Source organism: Sphingobium agrisoli, from assembly GCF_041877245.1.
Classification (GTDB): domain Bacteria; phylum Pseudomonadota; class Alphaproteobacteria; order Sphingomonadales; family Sphingomonadaceae; genus Sphingobium.
The window spans coordinates 44,677-68,412 of record NZ_JBHDJI010000011.1; the positions used below are offsets into that span (position 1 = coordinate 44,677).

General features: G+C 68.0%; 21 protein-coding genes, 1 tRNA gene and 1 other RNA gene. 6 read left to right on the forward strand and 17 right to left on the reverse strand.

Going from position 1 to position 23,736, the window contains the following annotated elements; translation table 11 throughout:
• Positions 1–13: 13 nt before the first annotated feature.
• The 4 genes from ACETPF_RS16475 to ACETPF_RS16490 all read left to right on the forward strand — a co-directional run bounded on the left by ACETPF_RS16475 (position 14) and on the right by ACETPF_RS16490 (position 5,492).
• Complete coding sequence (locus ACETPF_RS16475) at positions 14–2,287, forward strand: NADP-dependent malic enzyme (RefSeq protein WP_373935642.1); 2,274 nt, start codon at positions 14–16, stop codon at positions 2,285–2,287.
• A 42-nt stretch (positions 2,288–2,329) separates the two neighbouring features.
• Positions 2,330–3,001: a L,D-transpeptidase family protein gene (locus ACETPF_RS16480; RefSeq protein WP_373935643.1), complete on the forward strand. Its 672-nt coding sequence runs from the start codon at positions 2,330–2,332 to the stop codon at positions 2,999–3,001.
• Positions 3,002–3,127: 126 nt separating this feature from the next.
• Positions 3,128–4,324, forward strand: a complete 1,197-nt coding sequence (locus ACETPF_RS16485) for an MFS transporter (protein WP_373935644.1) — start codon at positions 3,128–3,130, stop codon at positions 4,322–4,324.
• A 40-nt stretch (positions 4,325–4,364) separates the two neighbouring features.
• Positions 4,365–5,492 carry an aspartyl/asparaginyl beta-hydroxylase domain-containing protein gene (locus ACETPF_RS16490; RefSeq protein ID WP_373935645.1) on the forward strand — a complete coding sequence of 376 codons (1,128 nt, stop codon included), beginning with the start codon at positions 4,365–4,367 and terminating at the stop codon, positions 5,490–5,492.
• Between the two features lie 4 nt (positions 5,493–5,496).
• Here ACETPF_RS16490 and ACETPF_RS16495 read toward each other — a convergent pair whose 3' ends face one another.
• The 13 genes from ACETPF_RS16495 to ACETPF_RS16555 form a co-directional block, all read right to left on the reverse strand.
• Positions 5,497–6,021: a hypothetical protein gene (locus tag ACETPF_RS16495; protein WP_373935646.1), complete on the reverse strand. Its 525-nt coding sequence runs from the start codon at positions 6,019–6,021 to the stop codon at positions 5,497–5,499.
• Positions 6,008–6,379 (reverse strand): phosphoribosyl-AMP cyclohydrolase, encoded by a 372-nt coding sequence (hisI, locus tag ACETPF_RS16500; protein WP_373935647.1) that lies wholly within the window; start codon positions 6,377–6,379, stop codon positions 6,008–6,010. The genes ACETPF_RS16495 and hisI overlap by 14 nt, the downstream gene beginning before the upstream one ends.
• A 55-nt stretch (positions 6,380–6,434) precedes the next feature.
• Positions 6,435–6,511, reverse strand: a tRNA-His gene (locus ACETPF_RS16505).
• 88 nt (positions 6,512–6,599) lie between these two features.
• Entirely contained in the window at positions 6,600–7,154 is a 555-nt protein-coding gene (locus tag ACETPF_RS16510) for a septal ring lytic transglycosylase RlpA family protein (protein ID WP_373935648.1), read from the reverse strand.
• 209 nt (positions 7,155–7,363) lie between these two features.
• Positions 7,364–7,636 (reverse strand): non-specific DNA-binding protein Hbs, encoded by a 273-nt coding sequence (hbs, locus tag ACETPF_RS16515; protein ID WP_024019962.1) that lies wholly within the window; start codon positions 7,634–7,636, stop codon positions 7,364–7,366.
• Between the two features lie 180 nt (positions 7,637–7,816).
• On the reverse strand, positions 7,817–10,213 hold the full coding sequence (gene lon / locus ACETPF_RS16520; RefSeq protein WP_373935649.1) for an endopeptidase La: 2,397 nt from the start codon (positions 10,211–10,213) through the stop codon (positions 7,817–7,819).
• A gap of 130 nt (positions 10,214–10,343) precedes the next feature.
• The gene (locus tag ACETPF_RS16525) at positions 10,344–10,667 is read right to left on the reverse strand and encodes a YbaB/EbfC family nucleoid-associated protein (RefSeq protein ID WP_373935650.1); all 324 of its coding nucleotides are present in this window, start codon (positions 10,665–10,667) and stop codon (positions 10,344–10,346) included.
• Entirely contained in the window at positions 10,664–12,274 is a 1,611-nt protein-coding gene (locus ACETPF_RS16530) for a DNA polymerase III subunit gamma/tau (protein WP_373935651.1), read from the reverse strand. The genes ACETPF_RS16525 and ACETPF_RS16530 overlap by 4 nt, the downstream gene beginning before the upstream one ends.
• A gap of 52 nt (positions 12,275–12,326) precedes the next feature.
• Positions 12,327–12,422, reverse strand: an RNA gene (gene ffs, locus ACETPF_RS16535) — signal recognition particle sRNA small type.
• Positions 12,423–12,466: 44 nt separating this feature from the next.
• A complete protein-coding gene (gene blaSGM, locus ACETPF_RS16540) occupies positions 12,467–13,426 on the reverse strand; it encodes an SGM family class A beta-lactamase (RefSeq protein ID WP_373935652.1) in 960 nt (319 codons plus the stop codon).
• Between the two features lie 8 nt (positions 13,427–13,434).
• Positions 13,435–13,770, reverse strand: a complete 336-nt coding sequence (locus ACETPF_RS16545; RefSeq protein WP_373935653.1) for a 2Fe-2S iron-sulfur cluster-binding protein — start codon at positions 13,768–13,770, stop codon at positions 13,435–13,437.
• Positions 13,771–13,787: 17 nt separating this feature from the next.
• Positions 13,788–14,882 carry a cysteine desulfurase family protein gene (locus ACETPF_RS16550; protein ID WP_373935654.1) on the reverse strand — a complete coding sequence of 365 codons (1,095 nt, stop codon included), beginning with the start codon at positions 14,880–14,882 and terminating at the stop codon, positions 13,788–13,790.
• Positions 14,879–15,988, reverse strand: a complete 1,110-nt coding sequence (locus ACETPF_RS16555) for a cysteine desulfurase family protein (protein ID WP_373935739.1) — start codon at positions 15,986–15,988, stop codon at positions 14,879–14,881. The genes ACETPF_RS16550 and ACETPF_RS16555 overlap by 4 nt, the downstream gene beginning before the upstream one ends.
• A gap of 153 nt (positions 15,989–16,141) precedes the next feature.
• Between ACETPF_RS16555 and ACETPF_RS16560 the strand changes: the two genes are divergently transcribed.
• On the forward strand, positions 16,142–16,798 hold the full coding sequence (locus tag ACETPF_RS16560) for an alpha/beta hydrolase (protein ID WP_228166973.1): 657 nt from the start codon (positions 16,142–16,144) through the stop codon (positions 16,796–16,798).
• An 83-nt stretch (positions 16,799–16,881) separates the two neighbouring features.
• Here ACETPF_RS16560 and ACETPF_RS16565 read toward each other — a convergent pair whose 3' ends face one another.
• The 4 genes from ACETPF_RS16565 to ACETPF_RS16580 all read right to left on the reverse strand — a co-directional run bounded on the left by ACETPF_RS16565 (position 16,882) and on the right by ACETPF_RS16580 (position 20,953).
• On the reverse strand, positions 16,882–18,258 hold the full coding sequence (locus ACETPF_RS16565) for a sensor histidine kinase (protein ID WP_373935655.1): 1,377 nt from the start codon (positions 18,256–18,258) through the stop codon (positions 16,882–16,884).
• Positions 18,255–19,340, reverse strand: coding sequence for a DUF2336 domain-containing protein (locus ACETPF_RS16570; RefSeq protein WP_373935656.1), 1,086 nt, complete (start codon positions 19,338–19,340; stop codon positions 18,255–18,257). Before ACETPF_RS16570 ends, ACETPF_RS16565 begins: the two co-directional genes overlap by 4 nt.
• A 56-nt stretch (positions 19,341–19,396) precedes the next feature.
• Positions 19,397–20,563 (reverse strand): hypothetical protein, encoded by a 1,167-nt coding sequence (locus ACETPF_RS16575; RefSeq protein WP_373935657.1) that lies wholly within the window; start codon positions 20,561–20,563, stop codon positions 19,397–19,399.
• Between the two features lie 87 nt (positions 20,564–20,650).
• Complete coding sequence (locus tag ACETPF_RS16580) at positions 20,651–20,953, reverse strand: Hpt domain-containing protein (RefSeq protein WP_373935658.1); 303 nt, start codon at positions 20,951–20,953, stop codon at positions 20,651–20,653.
• 79 nt (positions 20,954–21,032) lie between these two features.
• Between ACETPF_RS16580 and ACETPF_RS16585 the strand changes: the two genes are divergently transcribed.
• A complete protein-coding gene (locus tag ACETPF_RS16585; protein ID WP_373935659.1) occupies positions 21,033–23,708 on the forward strand; it encodes a coiled-coil domain-containing protein in 2,676 nt (891 codons plus the stop codon).
• Positions 23,709–23,736 lie beyond the last annotated feature (28 nt).

The window sequence follows — 23,736 nt, forward strand, 5'->3', positions numbered from 1 at the left end:
TAATGCCCGGCGCATGGACGACAACACCCGCCGCGCCGCCCTCGACTATCATCGCTATCCGCAACCCGGAAAGCTCCGGATCGAGCCGACCAAGCGGATGGTGAACCAGCGCGACCTGGCGCTGGCCTACTCGCCCGGCGTCGCCGCCCCCTGCGTCGAAATCGCCGCCGATCCCGACAAGGCGCTGGACTATACCGCGCGCGGCAATCTTGTCGCCGTCATCTCCAACGGCACGGCGGTCCTTGGCCTGGGCGCCATCGGCGCGCTGGCGTCGAAGCCGGTGATGGAGGGCAAGGCGGTGCTCTTCAAGAAGTTCGCCGATATCGACGTGTTCGACATCGAAGTGGATACGACCGACCCGGACAAGTTCGTGGACGCGGTCGCGCTGCTGGAGCCGACCTTCGGCGGCATCAACCTGGAGGATATCAAGGCCCCCGAATGCTTCGCCATCGAGGCGCGGCTGAAGGAGCGGATGAACATCCCCGTCTTCCATGACGACCAGCATGGCACCGCCATCGTCGTCGCCGCCGCCGTCCGCAACGCGCTGGTGATCCAGGGCAAGACGCTGGCCGACGCGAAGCTGGTGACGTCGGGCGCGGGCGCGGCGGCGCTCGCCTGCGTCGATCTGCTGGTGTCGATGGGCCTGCCGGTCGACAATGTCACCATGACCGACAAGGACGGCGTGATCCACGCGGGGCGCGAAGGGATGCTGCCCAACATGGCGCGCTATGCCCGGACCACCAATGCGCGCACCCTGCCCGACGTGCTGCCGGGCGCGAACCTGTTTCTGGGCCTGTCCGCGCCCGGCGTGCTGAAGCCCGAATGGCTGCCGCTGATGGCCCCCAATCCGCTGATCTTCGCGCTCGCCAACCCGGAACCGGAAATCCGGCCCGAAGCCGCGCGGGAGGTCCGCCCCGACGCGATCGTCGCCACCGGCCGGTCGGACTATCCCAACCAGGTCAACAATGTCCTCTGCTTCCCCTATATCTTCCGGGGCGCGCTGGACGTGGGCGCGACCCAGATCAACGAAGCGATGAAGGTCGCCGCCGCCGACGCGATCGCCGCGCTCGCCCGTATGCCCGCGCATGACAGCGTGGCGCAGGCTTATGGCGGACGCAAGCTGGCGTTCGGGCCAGACTATATCATCCCCACCCCCTTCGATCCCCGCCTGATCGGCGAGATCGCGGTCGCGGTGGCGAAGGCCGCCATGGACAGCGGCGTCGCTCGCCGCGCGATCGACCTCGACGATTACAAGCGCCGCCTCACCCGCCAGGCAACCCGTTCGGGCCAGTTGATGCTCCCCGTGTTCGAGGCCGCGCGCGGCAATCATTGCCGCATCGCCTATGGCGAGGGCGAGGATGAGCGCGTGCTCCGCGCCATCCGCGATGCGCTGGATGAAGGGATCGTGCGCCCGACCCTCATCGCCCGCCGCCGCATCCTCGAAAAGAAGCTGCCCGAACTCGGCCTTTCCTTCGACTTCGAACGGGATGTCGAAGTCATCGACCCGGAGACCGACCATCTCGTGATGGGCGAACTGGTCGAGGCCTATCGCGCCATCGCCGGGCGCAAGGGCGTGCCGGCCGACGAAGTGTTGCGCCACGTCTATCGCCGCCCGACCATCACCGCCGCGATGCTGCTGCGGACCGGGCGGGTCGATGCGGCGCTGGTCGGCGGACGGTCCGAATATTGGGGCCAGGTGGAACATGTGCTGCGGATCATCGACCGAACCTGTGACCACAGCCGCGTCTATGCGCTCTCGGGCCTGATCCTGGACGCTGGCGCGCTCTTCATCACCGATACCCATATGGTGCCCGATCCGACGCCGGAGCAGGTCGCGGAAATGACGCTGGCCGCCTGCGCCGAACTGCGCCATTTCGGCCTCGTGCCGCGTGCGGCCCTCCTCTCCCATTCCAATTTTGGCGCATCGCACAGCGACAGCGCGCGCAAGATGCGAACGGCGTTCAAGATCGTGCGGGATGCCGCGCCCGATCTGGCGGTCGACGGCGAAATGCACGCCGACGCCGCGCTCAGCCAGGCGCTGCGCGACCGCCTTGTCCCGGACTCGCGGTTCGAGGGGCCAGCCAACCTGCTCGTCATGCCCAATCTCGATGCCGCCAACATCACGCTGACCGCATTGTCCGCCTCATCCAGCTCGCCCACGGTCGGCCCGATGCTGATGGGCCTGACCAAGCCGATCCATGTGCTGACCCCCGGCGTCACATCGCGCGGCATCCTGAACCTCACCGCCATCGCCGCGGCGGAGGTCGCGCGCGCAGGGTCGGCTTAACCTTTTCGCGGTAAAGCATCGGCGTCCATGAAGAGGGAAGCCATGCGTGGTGTGAAAGCGATCGTTTGGAGTGTCGGTCCCAAGCTGCTGATCGGTGGCTTGCTGGCCGGTGGCGCGCTGATCGCGTCGCAATGGATCGACCGCCCTGCCGGCACGGAATCCGCGCCCGTGGCCAAGGCCGCTCCGGCCCCTAAACCCGCCGCACCGGTCGAACGCCGCAGCGACCAGCCGATGGAGATTGATCCCGCCGCGCTGCGGGTCAAGCGCGTCCTGAAGATAGAAGGCCCCTTCCGCCACGGCGACTATGCCTGGGACGAGAATGGCGCGCCAAAGGCCGGCCCCGTCATCGTCACCGTCGATCTGCGCGCGCAGACGCTCTCGGTGTTCCGCGCCGGCTATGAGATCGGCGCGGCCGTCATCCTCTACGGCGCGACCGACAAACCCAGTCCCAAGGGTGCTTTCCCGATCAGCCAGAAGATTGCCGACTATTATTCGCGCACATACGACAATGCGCCCATGCCCTACGCCCAGCGGCTGACCAGCGACGGCGTGTTCATCCACGGCAGCGATGTCCAGTGGGGCCGCGCGACCCATGGCTGCATCGGCGTGCCCAAGGCGTTCGCGCAAAAGCTGTTTGGCGTGACGAAGGTCGGCGATATGGTCGTCATCACCGATGGCAAGATGCTGGACGTCAGCAAGGCGCAGGTCGGCTGATCGCCCGGTTGCGCCGGCCACAGGCGCGAATGCGCTAAACGCATACATATGCAGCCTTGACCAGCGCTGTCATGCGGCCCATCTGCGGCGCTTCTCGCTATTGCACTGCAACATGGAGGCCGCCCGATGCGTGCCCAAACCCATCATGCGCACCCTGCGCTGGTTCTTTTCGCCCTGTCGGTCGGCGCCTTTGCCATCGGCACGACCGAATTTGCGGCGATGAGCCTGCTGCCCTTCTTTGCGCGCGACCTCGGCATCGACGCGCCGACCGCCGGCCATGCCATCAGCGCCTATGCGCTGGGCGTCGTCGCCGGCGCGCCGGTGATCGCCGCCTTCGGCGCGCGGTTGCCCCGCCGGACGCTGCTGATCGTCCTGATGGCGATGTTCGCGCTGGCGAACGGTCTCTCCGCGCTATCGCCCAGCTATGGCTGGATGCTGGTCTTCCGCTTCCTCTCCGGCGTGCCGCACGGCGCTTATTTCGGCGTCGCCGCGCTGGTGGCGGCCAGCCTCGTGCCGATCGAGAAGCGCACGCTCGCCATCGCGAAGGTCATGTCGGGTCTCACCATCGCCACCGTCCTGGGCGTGCCGGTCGCGAACTGGATGGGCCAGGCGCTGGGCTGGCGGTCGGGATTCTTCGTCGTCGCCGCGCTGGCGCTGGCGACCGTGACCCTGGTCGCCCTTCATGCGCCCCGCGACGCGGGCGATCCGCACGCCAGCCCGATGCGCGAACTGACCGCGCTCGGCAAGGGGCAGGTGTGGCTGACCCTGCTGACCGGGGCGATCGGCTTCGGCGGCCTGTTTGCGGTCTATACCTATGTGGCGTCCACCATGATCGAGGTGACGCATGTGTCCGAAAAATATGTGCCGCTCGTGCTGATGATCTTCGGCATCGGCATGACGCTCGGCAACCTTGCCGTGGCGTGGCTGGCGGATCGCAACCGCAACCGCACGGTGATCGGGGTGCTGCTGTGGAGCGCGGCGGCGCTGGCGCTCTTCCCGCTGATGGCGGGCAATATCTGGACGCTCGGCCTCATCGTCTTCCTCATCGGCATTGGCGGGGGGCTCGGCACGCCCTTGCAGGCGCGGCTGATGGACGTGGCGGGCGACGCACAGACGCTCGCCGCCGCGCTCCACCACAGCGCGTTCAATGTCGCCAACGCGCTCGGGCCATGGCTTGGCGGCCTGTCGATCGCAGCCGGCCATGGCCTCGTCTCGACCGGCTGGATCGGTGCGGCTCTGGCGCTCGGCGGCCTCGTCATCTTCCTCGCGGCCATAGCGCTGGATCGGCGCGCGCCGGCGCTGATCCCCGCCCCTGCCGAATAAGCGCTTCCGCGCCATGGCTCCGCTCGATAAGGCGGACGGCATGACGGAGCAGGAAAAGGGACAGGCAGCGCTCGCGGCGCTGCGACAGGGCGATGCGCGCCGGGCGCTCGCCCTGATGGCGGACATGGCCGACCCTCCGCCGATGCTGCTGGCGCAGGCCCATAACCGGCTTGGCGATCTCGACGGCGAAGCGGCCGCGCTCCGCCGCATTCTGGACGCGGCGCCCCGTGATCTTCCGGCGTTGCTGGCGATGGCCCGGAATGCCCAGCGACGCGGCGACGATCGCATGGCCATGAGCTTCAATCGCACCGCATTGGCGCAGGCGGCCGCCACCGGCGCGCCGCCCCAACTTCAGCCGCTGCTGCAACAGGCCCAGGCGCAGGTCGCGCAGGCCAGCGCGAAGTTCGAAGATCACCTCACCGAAACGCTACGGTCGCTCCCCGCCCTGCCGCGCATCGCCTATGCAACGGACCTGCTGCTCGGGCGGGCCGAACTCTATCTGCAACAACCCAGCATGTTCTACTTCCCCGGCCTGCCCCAGCGCGCCTTCTACGAACGGGCGATGTTCGACTGGGTGCCGGAACTGGAAGCCCGCACTGACGCAATCCTTGGCGAGCTTGAGGCGGCGCGGTTGCGCGAACCCGAATTCGCTCCCTATGTGGAAACATCGGCGGACCGTCCGGCACCCAACAACCCGCTGCGCGGCGATCCGAGCTGGGGCGCTTTCTACCTGTGGCAAAGGGGCGCGCCGGTCGCGGGTCACGCCGATCTCTGCCCGGAGACGATGGCCGCGCTGGATCGCGCGCCGCTGCCGCGCATCGCCGGCCGCTCGCCTTTCGCCCTTTGGTCGCTGCTAAAGCCCGGCACGCATATCCGGCCGCATCACGGCCTGCTCAACACCCGCCTCATCTGCCATCTCCCCCTGCTCGCGCCCGATGGCTGCGCCTTGCGCGTCGGGGCGGAAACGCGCGCCTGGCGCAAGGGCGAGATGCTGATCTTCGACGACAGTATCGAGCATGAAGCCTGGAACCGCGGCGCCGAAACCCGCGTGGTGCTGCTATTCGAAATCTGGCGGCCCGAGATCGAGCCGGAGGAGCGGGAAGCGCTTGCCCAAATCTTCATGGCGATCGACGCCTATGGGCCGGCGCAGCAGGATGACGGCGACTGAGCCGTCAGCTGCCGCACAACGGCTCGCCGTCCCGATCCCGCGCCCGCAGCGCGCTCGCCGCGTCGCCCGCGATACGCGGAAAGCTCACCCCCTCCAGCGAACCGCGCCCCTCGCACAGGTCGGCGCACGCCATGTCGACCACCCCCGGCAGGGCGACCTGATCACCGTCATATTGCGCGACGATGATGCAGCGGTCCCCACCCTTGAAGCTCAGCACCAGCTTGTCGCCGGTCCGCCGCGCAAGCCCATGGCCGCTGCAGTTCGGCTCCTCGCCGAACACCGCCTCCAGCCCAAAGCGCAACTGCCCGTCCTTCGCCGGCGTCACGCACAGCGCATCGCGCCCGGCCTCATGGCTGCGCTGGTAAAGGCCGACCGGCGAAACGGCGGAAACGTCGGCGATCGCCCCGCTTTCGATCGCCGCGCGTTCAAGGCCCGACGCAGGCATAGCCGCCGCGCCGCCCTGCCCGCCGGCCGGCGCACGCTGGCAGGCGGCCAGAAGAAAGAGAAGCGAAAGGCTAGTCCGCCGCATCGACGCTGCTAAGGCCGTCCGGCCCGACGCGACGAAAGAAGCAGGAGCGCGCACCGGTGTGGCATGTCGGACCGGCCGGCTCCGCCTTCACCCAGATCGCGTCCTGATCGCAATCGATCCGCAGGTCGCGCACCGCCAGCATGTTCCCCGACGTCTCGCCCTTCTTCCACAGCGACTGCCGGCTGCGCGACCAGAAATGGGCAAGCCCCGTGTCGATCGTAAGGGCCAGCGCCTGATCATTCATATGCGCGACCATCAGCAATTCGCCGGTCGCGTCATCGGTGACGACGGCGGTGATCAGGCCGTCCCGGTCATATTTGGGATTGAGGGTCAGGCCCCTGTCGCGCGCATCGTCCATGGCGGCGCTATAATGCGGAACGGAGCGGCTGCGAAGCCCTGAACAACAGCGAAAATGGGGCGACCGATGGGATCCGAACCCACGACCTCCGGTACCACAAACCGGCGCTCTAACCAACTGAGCTACGATCGCCACAGGAGCCGTCCGGCCCCGAGAGAAGCGCGACATATGCGCCCCCACCCCGGCCGTCAAGCGCGCAACGAAACGGTTATGATATTTCTCACATACCGCCGGCGCGAAGCTGCGCGCGCAGATTGGCGAGCGCGGCGTCGGACAGGCGCGGGCGCGGCCGCGCGGGCTTGCCCTTGCGAAGCCGCGCCCGGTCCTCGTCCGAAGCCGCGACGATCCGCACCCGAACCGGCACATGCCCCTGCGCGCGAACACCCAGTTCCTCGGCCGCGCCGCGCGACAGGTCGATGATCCGGCCTTTCCCCGAAAACGGCCCGCGATCATTGACGCGCACCAAGATCGACTGGCCGGTGTCGAGCGCGGTCACCTCTACATAGCTCGGCAGCGGCAGGGTGACATGGGCGGCGGTGATCCATTTGGCGCGGAACCGCTCGCCATTGGCGGTGCGATTGCCCGATTCCGATCCATACCAGCTTGCGTACCCCAGCATGTCATAGGACGGATCGGCGGCCGGCACATAGGTGACGCCGCGAACGGCATAGGGCGGCCCGATCCGCACCGGGGCGTCGCTGACCGGGCGATAGTCGCCCCCGGCGCAGGCGCCAAGGCCGAGCGCCATCCACAAAGCGGGCCATTTCCCCTTCATGCCCCCTTCCCTAGACCGGCAAACCCGGTTCGCGCAAAAAGAAAGGGACGACAGCCCGAAAGCCTCGTCCCTTCCGCCTTTGGCATACATGCGCCGCTGCCGGGATTGTCCCCCTCGCCGCCGCGCCACTCTCCGTCAAACTTTCCCGACCGCGATGCCGGCTTCAGGTCAAACGGTAGGCGCCGGCGACAACACCGGCGCCACAGCCGTCAGTTGACCGAATCCTTCAGGCCCTTGCCGGCCTTGAACTTCGGCTGGGCCGACGCCTTGATGGTCATGGTTTCGCCGGTGCGCGGGTTGCGGCCGGTGGACGCCTTGCGCTGCGAGACGGAGAAAGTGCCGAACCCGACGAGGCGAACTTCATCGCCCTTCTTGAGCGCGCCGGTGATCGCGTCGAACACCCCCTCGACCGCCTTGGTCGCGTCATTCTTGCTGAGGCCGCTGCTTTCGGCAACCGCGCTGATAAGATCCTGCTTGTTCATGCCTTGGGAACCCCCTTGTGCTGTTTGGTTGTATAGGAATCGCGGGCGTAGGGCCGGCAATAAGGCGAGGATTCCCGCCCCTGTCAAAGGGAAAGCGACGAAGCCCCCCGCTTTGACCGAAATTCGCAGTGCAGCAGAGATTTCGGATCAAAGGCGAGGCGTTCCGCCGATCGTGACGTTTCAGTGACGAAGTGTGGGATCGCTATCACGCGACGCGGGGCTAGGCGGCTGGGCGGCGAGATCATCCTCCTCGGTCCAGTCGATCGCGACCGGCGCCGAAAGCAGCGCGCGTGCCAGGACTTCATCGACATGCGCGACCGGCACGATTTCCAGCCCCTCGCGGATATTGGCCGGGATTTCCGCCAGATCCTTCTCATTTTCCTGCGGAATCAGCACCGTCTTGATGCCGCCGCGCAGCGCCGCCAGCAGCTTTTCCTTGAGCCCGCCGATCGGCAGCACGCGCCCGCGCAGCGTGACCTCGCCGGTCATCGCCACATCCTTGTGAACGGGGATGCCGGTCAGCGTCGACACGATGCTGGTCACCATGCCGATACCCGCCGAAGGGCCATCCTTGGGCACCGCGCCCTCGGGCAGATGGATATGAATGTCCTTCCGGTTGAACAAGCTCGGCTTGATCCCGTAGCCCGGCGAGCGCGCCTTCACATAGGAAAAGGCCGCCTGAACCGACTCGGTCATGACCTCGCCCAGCTTGCCGGTGGTCTTGATCATCCCCTTGCCGGGCACCGTCACCGCCTCGATCGTCAGCAGTTCGCCGCCCACCTCGGTCCAGGCCAGCCCGGTCACGGCGCCGATCTGATGCTCCTCCTCGCCCACGCCATGGCGGAATTTCCGCACGCCGGCAAAATCGGCCAGGGTCTCGGGCGTAATGACGATGCTGTCGGCGGTGCCCTCCAATATCTTCCGCAGCGCCTTGCGCGCCAGCCGCGCGACTTCGCGCTCCAGCGTACGGACACCGGCCTCGCGCGTATAGTAGCGGATAAGGTCGCGGATCGCCGCTTCGGTTACCTCGAACTCGCCCGATTTCAGGCCATGGGCGTCGATCTGCTTGGGCACCAGATGCCGCTGCGCGATCTCGACCTTCTCATCCTCGGTATAGCCTTCCAGCCGGATGATCTCCATCCGGTCGAGCAGCGGCTGAGGCAAATTCAAGGAGTTAGCGGTCGTCACGAACATCACGTCGGAAAGATCGACGTCGATCTCCAGATAATGATCCTGGAATTTGCTGTTCTGTTCGGGGTCCAGCACCTCCAGCAGCGCCGATGCCGGATCGCCCCGGAAATCCTGACCCAGCTTGTCGATCTCGTCGAGCAGGAACAGCGGGTTCATCGTCCCCGCCTTCTTGAGGTTGGTGACGATCTTGCCCGGCAGCGAGCCGATATAGGTCCGCCTATGGCCGCGTATCTCCGCCTCGTCGCGCACCCCGCCCAGCGACTGGCGCACGAATTCGCGGCCCGTGGCCTTGGCGATCGAGCGTCCAAGCGAGGTCTTGCCGACGCCCGGCGGGCCGACCAGGCACAGGATCGGGCCTTTCAGCTTATTGGTGCGCGCCTGAACGGCCAGATACTCGATGATCCGGTCCTTGACCTTCTCCAGCGCGAAATGATCCTCGTCCAGGATCGCCTGCGCTTTTTTAAGGTCGGTCTTGACCTTGCCCTTCTTGCCCCAGGGCAGGCCCAGCAGCACGTCGAGATAGTTGCGAACCACCGTCGCTTCGGCCGACATGGGCTGCATGGCCTTCAGCTTCTTCAGCTCGGCCGTCGCCTTGGCGCGCGCTTCCTTGCTCAGCTTCGCCTTGGCGATCTTCTCGGTGAGTTCGGCGACCTCGTCGCCCTCCTCGCCATCGCCATTGCCCAGCTCGCGCTGGATCGCCTTCAGCTGCTCATTGAGATAATATTCGCGCTGCGTCTTCTCCATCTGGCGCTTCACCCGGCCGCGAATCTTCTTCTCGACCTGAAGCACGCCCAATTCGCCCTCCATGAAGGCGAAGACCATCTCCAGCCGCTTGACCGGATCGGCCTCGACCAGAAGGGTCTGCTTGTCGGACACCTTGACGTTGATGTTCGCCGCGATCGCATCCGCCAGCTTCCCGGCATCCTCGATCTCGCGCAGCTGCACCGGGGTTTCGGCGGGCAGCTTCTTGTTGAGCTTGGCGTAATTCTCGAACTGCTCGGCCACCGACCGCATCAGCGCGGCGGCTTCCGGTCCCTCCGCCTCGACTTCCTCGACATCGGAAACAGTCGCGACCAGATAGGTGTCGCGCGCCTCCATATTGTCGAGCTGCGCGCGGTGCTTGCCCTCCACCAGCACGCGGACCGTGCCGTCGGGCAGCTTCAGCAGCTGCAGCACCACCGCGACCACGCCCGTGTCATAGAGCGAGTCCCGACCCGGATCGTCCTCGGCCGGGTCCAGCTGCGACACCAGAAAGATTTCCTTGTTACCCTCCATCGCCGCCTCCAGCGCGGCGACGCTCTTGTCGCGGCCGACGAACAGGGGGACGATCATCTGCGGAAAGACGACGATGTCGCGCAGCGGCAGCAGGGGATAGTACACAGTCATTCAATCTCCGGAGCCGATCGGAAGCGGCTCTCTTCTTCTACGGTTCACCGCCATTATGGGGATGCCCGTCGCGGCAATCAATCGCGCCTTGTCATAGGTCCGTCATGATGAACGCGGCCTTATCGCGCCTTCAGAAAGGCAGCTTGAAGCCCGGCGGCAGCGGCAGGCCGGCGGTCATCTTGCCCATTTCGGCATTGCTGACCTCGTCCGCCTTCTTGCGCGCATCGTTGAAGGCCGCTGCGACCAGATCCTCCAGCATCTGCTTTTCGGACGGCGCAAGCAGGCTCTCGTCGATGCTGACGCCGATGATCCGGCCCTTGGCCGACGCGCGCACCTTGACGAGCCCTCCACCGGCCGCGCCCTCGACTTCCAGCTTGTCGAGATTGTCCTGCGCCCGCTGCAATTCCTCCTGAACACGGCTCGCCATGCCCAATATTTCGTTCAGATCCTTCATGCGCCTGCACTCCATTGTTCGAGCCGGTCGTCCAGCTCGGCGTCGGGGAAAGCGGCCATCGCCGCCTTGACCACCGGGGTCTCCAAAATCTTTTCGCGCTCGGCCGCCTGCGCCGCCCGCTCCTGCTCCAGCAGCGTGGGTTCGCCGCCGCTCTCCTCCAGACGCACCGTCCAGCGCGTCCCCGGCGTGGCGGCGTTGAGCGCCTGTTCCAGATCCTTCTTGAAATCGCCGTGCGTCCAGGGGTGGGTCAGGCGGACGGCGATGTGCGGCGCCTCCAACGCGACAAGCGCGGCGCAGTCATTGAGGTGATCCGCCAGCAGCGGCCTGCCGTCGATCAGGGCGATGACGTCTTTCATGGTCGATGGCAGCGGCGCGGCGGTCGCGGCGGAAGATGGGGCGGTGGGCGCGGCGGCTCCACCCGGCGCAACGCCGCCGCCTTCGCGCAGCAACCGCGCCAGTTCGCCCGGATCGGGCATGGTCGCGGCGTGCATCACCCGCAGCAGCGCCATTTCGCAGCTTTCGATAGGCAGCACGGCGCTCGCCACCTCGTCATGGCCCTTGATCAGCAACTGCCATAGGCGATGCAGCGGCGCGAAGCCCAGTTGCGCCGCCCAGTCGGCCAGCGCCTCGCGCTCTTCGGCCGACTGGCCGGGACTGGCAATGTCCCGCCCCGCCTTCATCAGCGTCACGGCATGGACCAGTTCCATCAGCCCCCGCATCAGCGCCAGCGGCTCCACCCCCAGCGCATGTTGATCGCGCACCGCGCCCAGCAGCGCGGCGGTATCGCCCTCCAGCAGCAACCCCAGCAGCCGCCGCGTCGATCCCCGGTCCGACAGGCCCAGCATGTCGCGCACCTGGCTCGCGGTGACGCGCGGGTCGCCCTCCCCCATCTCGGCATGGGCGATCGCCTGGTCGAGGATCGAGAGGCCGTCGCGCGCGGACCCTTCCGCCGCCTGCGCGATCAGCGCCAGCGCGTCGGGCTCGGCCGCGACATTTTCCGCCTCCACCACATGCGCGAAATGGCTGGCGAGCAGGTCGGCCGGGATGCGGCGCAGGTCAAACCGCTGGCAGCGCGACAGCACCGTCACCGGCACCTTGTTCACCTCGGTCGTGGCGAACAGGAATTTCACATGCGCCGGCGGCTCCTCCAGCGTCTTCAACAGCGCGTTGAAGGCGTTCTTCGACAGCATATGGACTTCGTCGATGATGTAGATTTTGTAACGCGCCGACACGGCGGAATAGCGCACCGCCTCGATTATCTCGCGCACATCGTCGACGCCGGTATGGCTGGCGGCGTCCATCTCCACCACGTCGATATGCCGCCCCTCGGCGATCGCCCGGCACGGCTCGCACACGCCGCACGGATCGATCGTCGGCCCGCCCTGCCCATCGGGGCCGACGCAGTTCAGCGCCTTGGCGATCAGCCGCGCGGTCGACGTCTTGCCCACCCCGCGCACCCCGGTCATCAGGAAGGCATGGGCAAGGCGCCCCCGCCGGATAGCGTTGCCCAGCGTCTGGACCATCGCATCCTGCCCGATCAGCTCGCGGAAATTGCGCGGACGATATTTGCGCGCGAGAACGCGATAGGGCTGCGGGGAATCGGACATGGGCAGCTTCTAACCGCTCGGGCGGTCCTTGTCGAAGAAGGATGCGGCGGGGAAAGTAGGAGCCGGAACGACCCGTGACGAAATCACTGTGGCTGCTTCCGTCAGGACCTGACCAGGTTCGCGACGATCACGTCCGCCCGACTCCCGGCGCGGCATATGGCGAAAGCCCGGCGCCATGGCAAGGGGTTGGCTTTACTCCAACCCGCTCTTCTGCGCCTTCGCAACCAGGCTCAGCGCCGCGCGCGCCGTCTCGGCGATCGCGGCTTCCGCCTTCTTCGCGTCCACGGTCGGGCGGTCGAGATAGACGGCGAGGATATATTCGTCCCCCGCCGGCGACTTGACCAGCGCCACGTCATTATAGGCGGTGCCGCATGTCCCGGTCTTGCTGCCCGATGTCCAGCCTTCGGGCAGCCCTGCCTTGATCCTCTTGTCACCGGTGCTGCTCGCGTTGAGCCAGGCGCGCAAAGTGCCCGCGCTTTCGGGCCGCATGTCGCGGAAGATCAGCCGCCCCATCAGCCCGGCCATGGCGGCGGGCGATGTCGTGTCTCGCGGGTCGCCTTCCTTATTCTCGTTAAGGTCCGGCTCGGTCCGGTCGAGGCGGGAGACGGTATCGCCATGCGCGCGCATGAAGGCGGTCAGCCCCTCCGGCCCGCCCAGCATCGGCAGCAACAGGTTGGCGGCGCTGTTGTCGCTCACCTCCACCGCCGCCTGCGCCAGTTCGCCCATGCCCATCCGGCCGCGCTTCAGGTTCTTCTTCACCACCGGCGCATAGTCGAGCACATCGGCCTTGCCGAACGGGATGGTCCCCTCCAGCCCAAACTTGCCGCCATCCGCGCCTACCAGCACGGCCGCGGCCAGCGGCGCCTTGAAGGTCGAGCATAGGGCGAAGCGATCGTCGCGGTTGAAGCCCAGCAGCAAAGCGCCCTTGCTGTCGACCAGCGCAACGCCGAGCCGCCCGCCCGTCTCCGCCTCGATCTCCTTGGGATTGCGGACCTGCGCCAGCGCCGATTGCGGCACCAGATAGCGCGGCGCAGCCGGCATCAGCGAATCGAGCCGCCCGGTCGGCACCGGCTCCTTCGCCTGCTTCTTTTCGGCGGCCGGGACAGGCGCGGCCAGCAGCGCCATCATCAACAGGGCGGACAGGCGTTTCATGGGGATCGTCACATGCCCTGCATATTATAGGACTGGCTCGGAATGCGGACCGTCAGCCGGTCGATCTTGCCGTCGAGCACGATCTGGCACGACAGGCGGCTGGTGCGGGTGGCGGCAGCGGCAAGGTCCAGCATATCCTCCTCATCCTCCGTGGCGCGCGGCAGGCGGGGGAAATCCTGCGCATCGACGATCACATGGCAGGTCGAACAGGCCATCTGGCCCTCGCATGTCCCCTCCAGCGGCTGGCCGGCGGCCTGCGCCACGTCCAGCAGCACGGCACCTGCGGGCGCGTCGACCTCCTGCCGGCGCTCGCCATCGGCGCTGATGAAGGTGATCCTGGTCATGGACGTGCGACGCTCCCTTATCCTGCGACGCCGCGTTGCGCGGCCGCCGCCTCGTTCAACGCCTCGGCTGCCCTCTCCAATTCCTGCCGCTGCGTGTACCGGCCAAAGCCGATCCGCACCGATCCGCGCGCCTGTGAGTCCGTCAGGCCCAGCGCGCGCAGCACATGGCTAGGCCGCCCGGACCCGCTCGCGCAAGCGCTGCCGAGCGAAAAGGCGATGTTGCGGCAATAGGACAACAGTCGCGCGCCGTCCAATCCGTCCTTTCGCACATTGACGTTACCGGGGTAACGCTGCGCCGCGCTGCCGTTCAGTGTCCAGCCGGCGAACAGGTCGCGGGCGAGAGCGCCCAGCGCCGCGACATGGGCGCGGTCCGCCTCGGCCCGCTCGCGCATCAGCCGGGCGGCGACGCCGAACCCCGCGCATAGTGCCGGCGAAAGCGTGCCCGACCGCAGCCCCTGCTCCTGCCCCCCGCCATGGATCAGCGGATCGACCGACACGCCATCGCGCAGCCACAGCGCGCCGATGCCCTTTGGCCCATGGACCTTGTGCGCGCTGATCGCCACCATGTCGCAGCTTTCCGGGATGGCTTCGCGCCCATAACCCTGCACCGCATCGCACAGGAACAGCGCGCCGACGCGATGGGCGAGGTCCGCCAGCGCAGCGACCGGCTGGATCACGCCGATCTCGTTGTTCACCAGCATCGCGACGACCAGCGAGATACCTGGAACGATCGCCCGCGCAGCGGCGTCGGCATCTACAAGGCCGTCCACCCCGACCGGCAGCACCGTCACCGCCCGCCCCCGCCGCCGCATCGCCTCCACCGTGTCGAGCACGGCGGCATGTTCGGTCGCGATGGTGACGATCCCGCCCGGCGGCGCGCCCTGGATCGCGATGTTGAGCGCTTCGGTCGCCCCGGAGGTAAAGACCAGCCGCCCGCCGCCGGGCAGGAGCTTGCCGATCTCCTCCCGCGCCACCTCGACCTGCGCGGCGGCGGCGCGGCCCAGCCGATGGGCGCTATGCGGATTGGCGAACTGATCGCGCAGCAACGGCACCATCGCCTCGAACGCTTCGGGCGCGAGGGGCGTTGTCGCCTGATAATCCAGATATATCATATAGATAACCGCTCGGCCATACGCCGCCAAACCGCGATATAGCTGTCCAACTCGCTGTCCAAAGTCTGCGGACCCAAGCTCACCCGCACCACCTCCGATGCGGCGACCTCGTCCCACCCCATCGCCCCCAGCACATGGCTGGTCTTGAGCGATCCCGAAGAACAGGCGCTCCCCGCCGACACCGATATGCCGGCCAGATCGAACTGGATCAGCTGCGCGCGCGCCGACAGACCCGGCATCCGGTAGCTGGCGATGGTGGGGATACGCGGCGCGTCACGCGCCACCACGATCCCGCCTGCCGCCTCGATCGCCGCATCCAGCCGCGCGCGCATGTCCGCCGCGCGCGCCATCCACTCTTCCCCCGCCTCCAGCGCCGCCGCCATGCCGAGAATGGCGGGCAAGTTTTCCGTCCCCGCGCGATAGCCCTGCTCCTGCCCCCCGCTCGGCTCGATCAGCGCCAGATCGCGAATCAGCAGCGCGCCGATTCCCGGCGGCCCGCCGAACTTGTGCGCGCTCACCGCGATCATGTCGGCGTCGGGCAGCGGCAGCTTGCCCGCGCTCTGCGCGCAATCGGCGAACAGGATCGCGCCGCCGCGCTCGATCCGGTCGAGCGGCTGGATCACACCCGTCTCATTGTTCACATGCTGGATGGCGAGGACATGAGAAACATCCGTTCGTGCTGAGCCTGTCGAAGCACGCGCGCGCCCCCTTCGGCGTCGCTCAGGACAGGCATCGACAGGCTCAGGGCGAACGGGGTCTTGGACCAAGCCGCTCCCATCCACCGCCAGCCGTTCCGCGTCCTTCGTGACCCTGAGCACCGCATCATGCTCGACCGGCGAGGTCACGACCCGCCGCGCCTTCGCCCGCGTCAGCGCAATGGCGATCGCCTCGCTCGCGCCGGAGGTGAAGATGACATGCCCGTCCCACCCCAGCGCCGCTCCGATGCGCGCCCGCGCGTCCTCCAGCGCCGCGCGCGCCGCGCGACCATCGGCATGCGGGCTGGACGGATTGGCCCAATCCGCCATCGCGCCCACCATAGCGACCTGCGCTGCCGGCAGCATGGGGGTCGTCGCGGCATGATCGAGGTAAAGGCGCGGGGCAGCCAAGGGCATGTTACTCATTGATTGCGGAAATGGCGGCGACTTCTATATAGGCGACTTGCCGCGCCGCGCCAGCGCGAAGCCTTACGCGGCTTGGCCCCAGGCGCGCCGATCCATGTCCCCGCCGCGCCTCAGCGGCCCAGAACGATAACAGGTGCCATGCCCGACGTCATTTTCCCCGGACCCGAAGGTCGCCTCGAAGGCCGCTTCAGCCCCCCGCCCCGCCCCCGCGCGCCGGTCGCCATGATCCTGCACCCGCATCCGCAGGGCGGCGGCACGATGAACGACCGCATCACCCAGGCGCTGTACAAGACCTTCGTCAAGCGCGGCTTCGCGACGCTGCGCTTCAATTTCCGGGGCGTGGGCCGCAGCCAGGGGACGTTCGACAACGGCATCGGCGAACTCTCGGACGCCGCCGCCGCGCTCGACTGGGTGCAGAGCTTCCATCCCGAGGCGCAGACCACCTGGATCGCCGGCTTCTCCTTCGGCGCGTGGATCGGAATGCAACTGTTGATGCGCCGCCCGGAAATCCGCGGCTTCATCTCGGTCGCGCCGCCGGCCAACATGTACGACTTCTCCTTCCTCGCGCCCTGCCCATCGAGCGGCATCATCGTGCAGGGCACGTCCGATGAGGTCGTGACCGCAAGCGCGGTGCAGAAGCTGGTGGACAAGCTGCGGACCCAGAAGGGCATCACGATCCATCATGACGAAATTCGCGGCGCGAACCATTTCTTCGAGCATGAACTCGACCAGCTGATGAAGTCGGTCGACAATTATCTCGACATGCGCCTGTCCCCGGATTCGCCGATCCGCTGAATCCTCCGCTCTCCGTTCAGTTCGAGCTTGTCGAGAACCCCGCGCGCCGTTCTCGACAAGCTCGAACCGAACGGGCGTGCGGCTCAGGCCGCCGGCAACGTCAGAATGAACCGCGCGCCTTCGCCCGGCGCGCCGCCGATGATGATGTCGCCGCCCATCGCCCGCGCCAGTCGGCGGGAGATATAGAGGCCAAGCCCGCTCCCCCCCGCATCGTCGCGGCCTAGTCGCTCGAACTTCTCGAAAATACGCTCGCGGTCGGCCTGCGCCACGCCCGGTCCCTGGTCGATGACCGCGATCCGCGCCTGCCCATTTTCCCACTCGGTCGCGATCCGAACCTGCGTCCCCTCGGGCGAATAGCGCACGGCATTGCCGATCAGGTTGACCAGGATCTGGAGCACCCGCCGGAACTCGCCCGTCGCCATCAGCGATGCGTCGGCGGGCGGCGGCACGAGCGCGATCTGCTTGTCCAGCGCCTTGACCGACAGCAACCCTGCCGCGCGCCGGCCAAGGTCGGCCAGGTCGATCTCTTCCTTGACCACGCTGAAATCGGGCCGGTCGATCGCCTGAAGGTCGGCAAGATCGTCCACCAGCGCCAGTAAATGCCGCCCCGCAGCCGCGATATCGCTGGCATAGCCGGCATAGTCCGGGCGCAGCGGCCCTTCCAGTTGCGCGCTGATCGTGTCGGCGTTCGCGATGATCCGCCCCAGCGGCTGGCGCAGCGAACGATCCAGCCGACGGCTAAAATCGCCGGGATAGAGGGTGAGCGGCGCCTCATCGACCAGCGGCGCGACGACGCCCCGCTCCTGCGGAAACGCGGTGCCGCGATAGCCGGTCAGCTGACCGCCGAGGTCAAAGGTCGGATAGGCGGAGAGCAGGAAAGCGCGGGCCGGATCGCCAGCGCGCACCGCCTGCTGATCGCGAAAGGCGCGGCGCTGGGCAAAGCCGCGCAGCATCGCCATGTCGCCCTCCTCGTCGGGCTGAAGCTGAAAGTAAGCGGAAAATCGGCTCCCTGGCACCGGCGGATCGGCCGGTAACGCCCCATCCTCCCCCTGTCCCGGCAGCACGAGCTGAAAGCGCAGCTGTGTGTCGATCTGCCACGCCCAGCCCTCTCCCAGTGCGGCGAGATCGCCGTCGCGCCCGCCCGCGTCGGCGGGAAAGGCGGCAGCCGGACGCTCGCGCCAGTCGACGATCGACAGGCTGACCCCATGTCCCTCCGGCCGCGCGCGCACCCACATGTCGATGTCGCCGCGCTCGGCCGCCGCGACCACCGGGCGCGACACCGCGACCCCCAGCCGCCCCGCCAGCCGCGCGATCGCCGCCAGTTGCGGCACCGCCAGCGCAACGCCCAAATCCGCGCCAGCCTCCTGCTGGAGCGACAGCAGAGGCGCGTCGGCGCTCAGCAGCCGCCCGTCGATCGACAGTGTTGCCCGGACGATAACGGGATGCGCCGCGACGGTCATGCGCCGGCCAGCGCGCGCAAATGGCCGATCTTGGCGCGAAACGGCTCGGGCGTCCGCAACGTCCCGAGAACGGCGTCCGCCTCCGCTTCGCCCAGCGCGCCATAACGCTCGGCCTCCGCCAGCACCGCCGCGTCCGACAGCGAAGGCCGCGCCGGGCGCAACGCCAGCAGCATGTAGCGATAATCGGCGTCAGATCCGCCCAGCGCCTTGCACAGCAACCCCACCTGCGCGACCGGCCCCAGCAGCAGCATGTCGATCAGTTGCGCGCAGTCGAGCCGCAAATGGCGCGCGGCGAGCGCGGCGAACAGCAGGAACCGCCTCTGCTCCAGCGCCATGCCCAGCAGCTCGGGATGGTCCGCCGCGTCGCCCATCCGCCGCACCAGCTGCTGCGCCAGCAGGATCGGGCTGGCCCCCTCGTCATGGTCGGCAAGCAGCGCCCAGCCCGCCCGCTCGATCGCCGCATAGAGCCGGTCGCGCGCGTGCGCGAAGGCAGGCTCCAGGCGCAGCGCGAGGCAGGCGGCAACGGTCCACACCAGTTCGGCGACATGCTCGGCGGGCAGATCGGGCCGCATCGGCTGATCTTCGCCGCCGGGCATCAGCCAGCGTCCCTCGGCGATGGCGAGCGCGGCGGCGGCATCGCCCAGCACCGGATCGTCGGTGGCGGGCAGGCGCGAGACAGGCTCGCTCCCCTGCTCGACGTCAGCCTGCCCATGCTGGCGCAACATCAGCGTCAGCGCGGCGCGCATCTTCATGTGACCGAGCAGCGCGGGGCTCAGCAAAGTCGGCCGCGCGCGGATCATCGGCCATGCGATCGCGCCCGACGCATGGTCGAGCGCGGCGGCGATCTCGGGCGGATGGGTGAGAGACAGGCGCAGCGCCATCTCGATCGCCTGCGCGCAACCGCCCAGATGCCGGCGCGTTTCCGCCACCAGCGAATCATGCGGCGCAACGCCTTCTTCCGACAGGAAAAACGCCAGGTCGATGGCATGACCGACAGGCACGGCGGACGCGCCGGCCATGACCCGCGCCATCGGCCAGCTGCCCGCCATGCCCGTGCCGGTAAGGGTCGAAGTGGCGCTCATGCCGGCGAGAATAGGGGCACGTCCTTAAAATGCACTAAACCCTGAAGCGGAAATATTCAGTCCGTCCGCCGCAGGACGATCGCGCCGGCCGACAGGATCGCGAGCAAGGTCGCGATCCGCAGCCCCGCCGCCAGCAGCCCGAACAGCCCCGCGCCGATCAGCAGCAGCAAAGCGGTCGCGGGCGTCAATATCATCCACGGCCGCGCCTGCCCGGTCCGCCGCCAGCGTTCCGCCACGGCCAATATGCCGAGCAGGATCGCCAGGTCCGCCGCCATCGGCGTCGCCGCCGCGATGATGATGCCGATCAGCGCGGCGGCGGGCGCGCAGAAGGCGATCCATCCGCTCGGCGGCGACCGCAGCGCCAACGCATCCAGCCGATCGCTGATCTCCGACAGCAGCAACGCCGCGAGCAGCAGCACAAATCCCGTCAGCGGCCATTGCAGCGCGATCGGCACCAGCGCCACGACGCCGAGCGCTATGGCCGCGATCCGCAATTGGAGCGCCGGCACCTGCATCCGCATCAGCGACGGACTGGCAAGGCGGGCGAGCGGCGCGATCAGATAATGATCGATCCCGCCCCGCGCCGGCCCCCGGCCCGATCCCGCCGCCGTCACCGCTTGCGCGACCAGATCCGCCTGCTGCTGCGTCTCGACCAGCGCGACCCGCCCTTCGAGCAGATCGTCCTGCGGCACCGTCAACCGCCGCGCGCCCTTCTGCACCGCCGCGCGCACCAATGTCAGCGACAGATCCCAATCGCCGATCATGTCCAGCGTGCCGAACAGCAGTGCCGGGCTGATCCGCGCCAGCCCGGCCCAGCGCTGTCCCGCATCGATCCGCTCGAACGGCGCGGCGGCGCGACTATCGTCTGTCACCAGTAGCGCGTCGCCCTCAGCCGCGCCGATGCCGTCCATATGCGCCTGCGACACGATCGCGCCGTCCGCGACCAGCAGCACGTCGCTGTCGCGCGGCGCGTCGCGCACCATCGACACCATGTCGCGCACCAGCGCGACCGCGATCCCATCCGCGCTCAGCCGGTCGACCGCTTGCGAGATGGCGGGGGTGATGACGCTCACCAGGATCATGATCCGGTCCGCGCCGGCCCGCGCCGCCTGCCGCGCCTGATATTCGACCAGCGTCTGCCCGGCGAAATGCAGACTCGCCCGCAACCCCGCCGGCGAATCGGCCGTCGTGCGGCTGGCGCTAAGAATGGCGGCGAAACTCATGTCGTTACGCAGATGACCCGATTGTTATTGTGGCGACCTTTTCGCAAGGCCGGCCCATAAGCGCAAGTCGCGCATTGTCGGGAGGGCTCAGCCCTGCTCCAGCCCGGCGAGCGCTGCACGCAGACGGCGGATCACGGCCGGGTCGCCCGGCGCAGCCTGCGCCGCTTCGTCGGCCAGGGCCATCAGCGCCGTGAGGCCGAAGCTCGCCGCCAACCCTTTAAGCCGCCAGGCGGCCAGTTCCCAATTGGCGTCGCAGCGCGCCCGCCCCAGCAGGTCGATCTGCCGCGCCGCGCTTTCCATGAAGGCGACGCGCAGGTCCGCGATCAGCGCGCTGTCTTCGCCGACGGCGGCCGCGAGAGCGGCATGAAGGGCGCCAGGATCATAGGACATGGGATGAATCCTAGGGCCAGCGGGTTAAGTTTTGGTAACAAGGCATTTTCGTGGCCCGAAAAGATGATAGGATGCGCGCATGACAGGGGGCAGCACCATCGTCGAGTTCTGGCGCGACGACCAAGAGGCGATCGGCAACGATTCGCGGGCGGAAGATATCTTGCTATTGAAACAGGCGGTTCTCGACATAGACGAACCGGATGACGCCGCGCCCGGCGCGACCGACGCGCTGCTGGCGCGGGTCCGCATCGCGCTGACGCTCGTCGCGGTCGCCTGGCTGGGGTTCGCCGGCTGGGCGATCATCGTGTCGGGCGACCTCACCGCCGGACCTTCCGCCTGGGCCAATGCGGTGGTGACGCTCACCGCGCCGTTGATCCTGCTCGGCCTCGTCTATCTGCTCGTCGCCCGCAACGGCCGCACCGAATCGCGCCGCTATCTCGACACCGCCCGCGCGCTGCGGGCGGAGGCCGACCTTCTGGAACTGCGGCTCGGCCGCATCGGCGCTCAGCTTGAAGCCGCGCGCCAGACGATGCAGGACCAGGCCGAACTGCTCGACAGCTATGGCGCTGCGGCCAGCAGCAATATGGAGGCGTCGGCCGAACTGATCGCCGCCCGCGCCCAATCGACCGCCCAGCGCGCCGAAGCCGCCGAACAGGCGGGACTGGCGCTGGTCCGCCAGATGGAAACGTTGATCGGCGCGATGCCCGAACTGGAGGATCGCAGCGGCCGGATGGCGGCGACCATCATGGACAATGGCCATGCCCTTGCCGAGCGGATCGATACGCTCGAAACCCGGCTGAATGCGCTGACCGAATTATCGGACGAAGCGCGCGCCCGCACCCTCGCGGCGACCAAGAGCTTGGCGACCCAGATGTCCCAGTTGCGCGAGGCGAGCCGCGCCGCGACCGAGGAAGTCACCGGCATGGCGGATATGGTCTCCGGCCGGATCGATGCCACCGCGCAGGGCGCGCGCGCGGCGATGGACCGCAGCCGGCAGGATATCGAGGCGCAGGCCGCCGCGCTCACTGCCTTGATCGATGCCGCCCAGGCCGGCGTCGCCGATACGGGCGACGCGGTGCGCGGCCGGCTCGATGCCGATCTCAAGGCGATGGGCGACTCGCTCGGCCAGCGCCTGGACGATGCGTCGGAACGGGTCCGCGCCGCGCTCGCCGCGACCGACGCCGATCTGGTCCGCCGCACCATGGCGGTCGAAACTCTGGTCGCCGCCTCCGGCCAGTCGATCGCCGCCGCGAGCGAGGACGCGCTCGCCGCGCTGGAGCGTAACGGCGATGCGATCGACGAAGACCTGCGCCGCCGCTTGGACACCGTTCTCGGCCGGGTCCGTGAGACGTTGACGGCCACCGACCAGGGTCTGTCGGCGCAAGCGGCCGCGCTCGATACGCTCGTCACCCGCGCGCGCGACACGCTGGACGGCATCAGCCAGGAGACGGTGGCCGGCCTCAGCGAAACGATCAGCGACATCGAAAGCCGCCTGCATCAGTTCGACGCGCTGATGGATGGGCAGCGCAGCCTGATGGCTGGCCTGCACGATACGCTGGGCGAAACGATCGGCGCGACCGAGACCCGCTTCGCCGCGCTGGAGGAAACTGCCCTCGCCCGCACCGACCGGCTGATCGCCGCGTTGGGCCGCATGACGCAGGAAACGCAGCGGATCGACGCAGCGCTTGGTGCCGGCGGCCTGACCGCCGAAAAGCTGATCGGCAGCGCAGAGACGCTGCTGGTCGCGCTCGATTCGAGCGTGCGCGAGTTGGACGAGACTTATCCCGGCGCGCTCGAACGGTTCGACGCGCGGGTCGAACAGAGCCGTGCGCTGCTCGGCGCGGCGACGCCCGAGATGGAGCGGCTGGAGGCGATTTCCGAAGCCTTGGTCGGCCGCGCCGAGGAAGCCGAAACGATGCTGCGCGGCCAGGGCAGCCGCCTCACCGAATGGCTCGAAAGCACGGCCGGCGGCCTCAAGGCCAATCGCGAGTTGGTCGACCGGCTGAGCGCCGCGCTGGACGCGGCGGATCAGGACGCGCGGCGCATCACCGAAGGGGCCGGGCCGTTGCTCGTCACCGCCCTGCTCCGCGTCAAGGACACTGCAGACCAAGCGGCCGAACGCGCGCGCCAGGCGCTGGGCCGCGCCATTCCCGAAGCCGCGCAGCAACTCGCCGCCGCCAGCGACGAAGCGCTGACCGGCATCGTCAGCGAAAAGGTGACGGCGCAGATCGCGCAGCTCTCCCGCGTGGCGGAGGAAGCGGTGAAGGCCGCGCATCAGGCGTCGGAACGCCTCACCCGCCAGCTCCTGACCATCGCCGATACCAGCGCCAGCGTGGAGCAGCGGATCAACGACGCGGCGCAGGCGTCGGAGGATCGCGACCGCGACCATTTCGCCCGCCGCTCCGCGCTGCTGATCGAATCGCTCAACAGCACCGCGATCGACGTCGCCAAGATATTGTCCAACGACGTGACCGACTCCGCTTGGTCCGCCTATCTGAAGGGCGATCGCGGCGTCTTCACCCGGCGCGCGGTCAAGCTGCTGGACGCCGGCGAATCACGCGAAATCGCCCTCCATTACGATGACGACGCCGAATTCCGCGATCATGTGAACCGCTACATCCACGATTTCGAATCGATGCTGCGGATCATCCTGTCGGCGCGCGACGGCAACGCGCTGGGCGTCGCCATTCTCTCGTCGGACATGGGCAAGCTCTACGTCGCCCTCGCCCAGGCGATCGAACGGCTCCGGCAGTAGGAAGCGGAAGGCAGCGGGCGACGGACAA

Excerpts from the sequence above, each read along its gene's own strand:
- blaSGM (WP_373935652.1), bottom strand. The coding sequence starts at position 13,426 with ATGAAACGCCTGTCCGCCCTGTTGATGATGGCGCTGCTGGCCGCGCCT.
- ACETPF_RS16475 (WP_373935642.1), top strand. The coding sequence starts at position 14 with ATGGACGACAACACCCGCCGCGCCGCCCTCGACTATCATCGCTATCCG.
- ACETPF_RS16570 (WP_373935656.1), bottom strand. The coding sequence starts at position 19,340 with ATGAGCGCCACTTCGACCCTTACCGGCACGGGCATGGCGGGCAGCTGG.
- ACETPF_RS16565 (WP_373935655.1), bottom strand. The coding sequence starts at position 18,258 with ATGACCGTCGCGGCGCATCCCGTTATCGTCCGGGCAACACTGTCGATC.
- ACETPF_RS16495 (WP_373935646.1), bottom strand. The coding sequence starts at position 6,021 with ATGCGGCGGACTAGCCTTTCGCTTCTCTTTCTTCTGGCCGCCTGCCAG.
- ACETPF_RS16545 (WP_373935653.1), bottom strand. The coding sequence starts at position 13,770 with ATGACCAGGATCACCTTCATCAGCGCCGATGGCGAGCGCCGGCAGGAG.
- ACETPF_RS16530 (WP_373935651.1), bottom strand. The coding sequence starts at position 12,274 with ATGTCCGATTCCCCGCAGCCCTATCGCGTTCTCGCGCGCAAATATCGT.
- ACETPF_RS16480 (WP_373935643.1), top strand. The coding sequence starts at position 2,330 with ATGCGTGGTGTGAAAGCGATCGTTTGGAGTGTCGGTCCCAAGCTGCTG.
- hisI (WP_373935647.1), bottom strand. The coding sequence starts at position 6,379 with ATGGACGATGCGCGCGACAGGGGCCTGACCCTCAATCCCAAATATGAC.
- ACETPF_RS16510 (WP_373935648.1), bottom strand. The coding sequence starts at position 7,154 with ATGAAGGGGAAATGGCCCGCTTTGTGGATGGCGCTCGGCCTTGGCGCC.
- ACETPF_RS16560 (WP_228166973.1), top strand. The coding sequence starts at position 16,142 with ATGCCCGACGTCATTTTCCCCGGACCCGAAGGTCGCCTCGAAGGCCGC.
- hbs (WP_024019962.1), bottom strand. The coding sequence starts at position 7,636 with ATGAACAAGCAGGATCTTATCAGCGCGGTTGCCGAAAGCAGCGGCCTC.
- ACETPF_RS16550 (WP_373935654.1), bottom strand. The coding sequence starts at position 14,882 with ATGATATATCTGGATTATCAGGCGACAACGCCCCTCGCGCCCGAAGCG.
- ACETPF_RS16575 (WP_373935657.1), bottom strand. The coding sequence starts at position 20,563 with ATGAGTTTCGCCGCCATTCTTAGCGCCAGCCGCACGACGGCCGATTCG.
- ACETPF_RS16485 (WP_373935644.1), top strand. The coding sequence starts at position 3,128 with ATGCGTGCCCAAACCCATCATGCGCACCCTGCGCTGGTTCTTTTCGCC.
- lon (WP_373935649.1), bottom strand. The coding sequence starts at position 10,213 with ATGACTGTGTACTATCCCCTGCTGCCGCTGCGCGACATCGTCGTCTTT.
- ACETPF_RS16525 (WP_373935650.1), bottom strand. The coding sequence starts at position 10,667 with ATGAAGGATCTGAACGAAATATTGGGCATGGCGAGCCGTGTTCAGGAG.
- ACETPF_RS16580 (WP_373935658.1), bottom strand. The coding sequence starts at position 20,953 with ATGTCCTATGATCCTGGCGCCCTTCATGCCGCTCTCGCGGCCGCCGTC.
- ACETPF_RS16585 (WP_373935659.1), top strand. The coding sequence starts at position 21,033 with ATGACAGGGGGCAGCACCATCGTCGAGTTCTGGCGCGACGACCAAGAG.
- ACETPF_RS16490 (WP_373935645.1), top strand. The coding sequence starts at position 4,365 with ATGACGGAGCAGGAAAAGGGACAGGCAGCGCTCGCGGCGCTGCGACAG.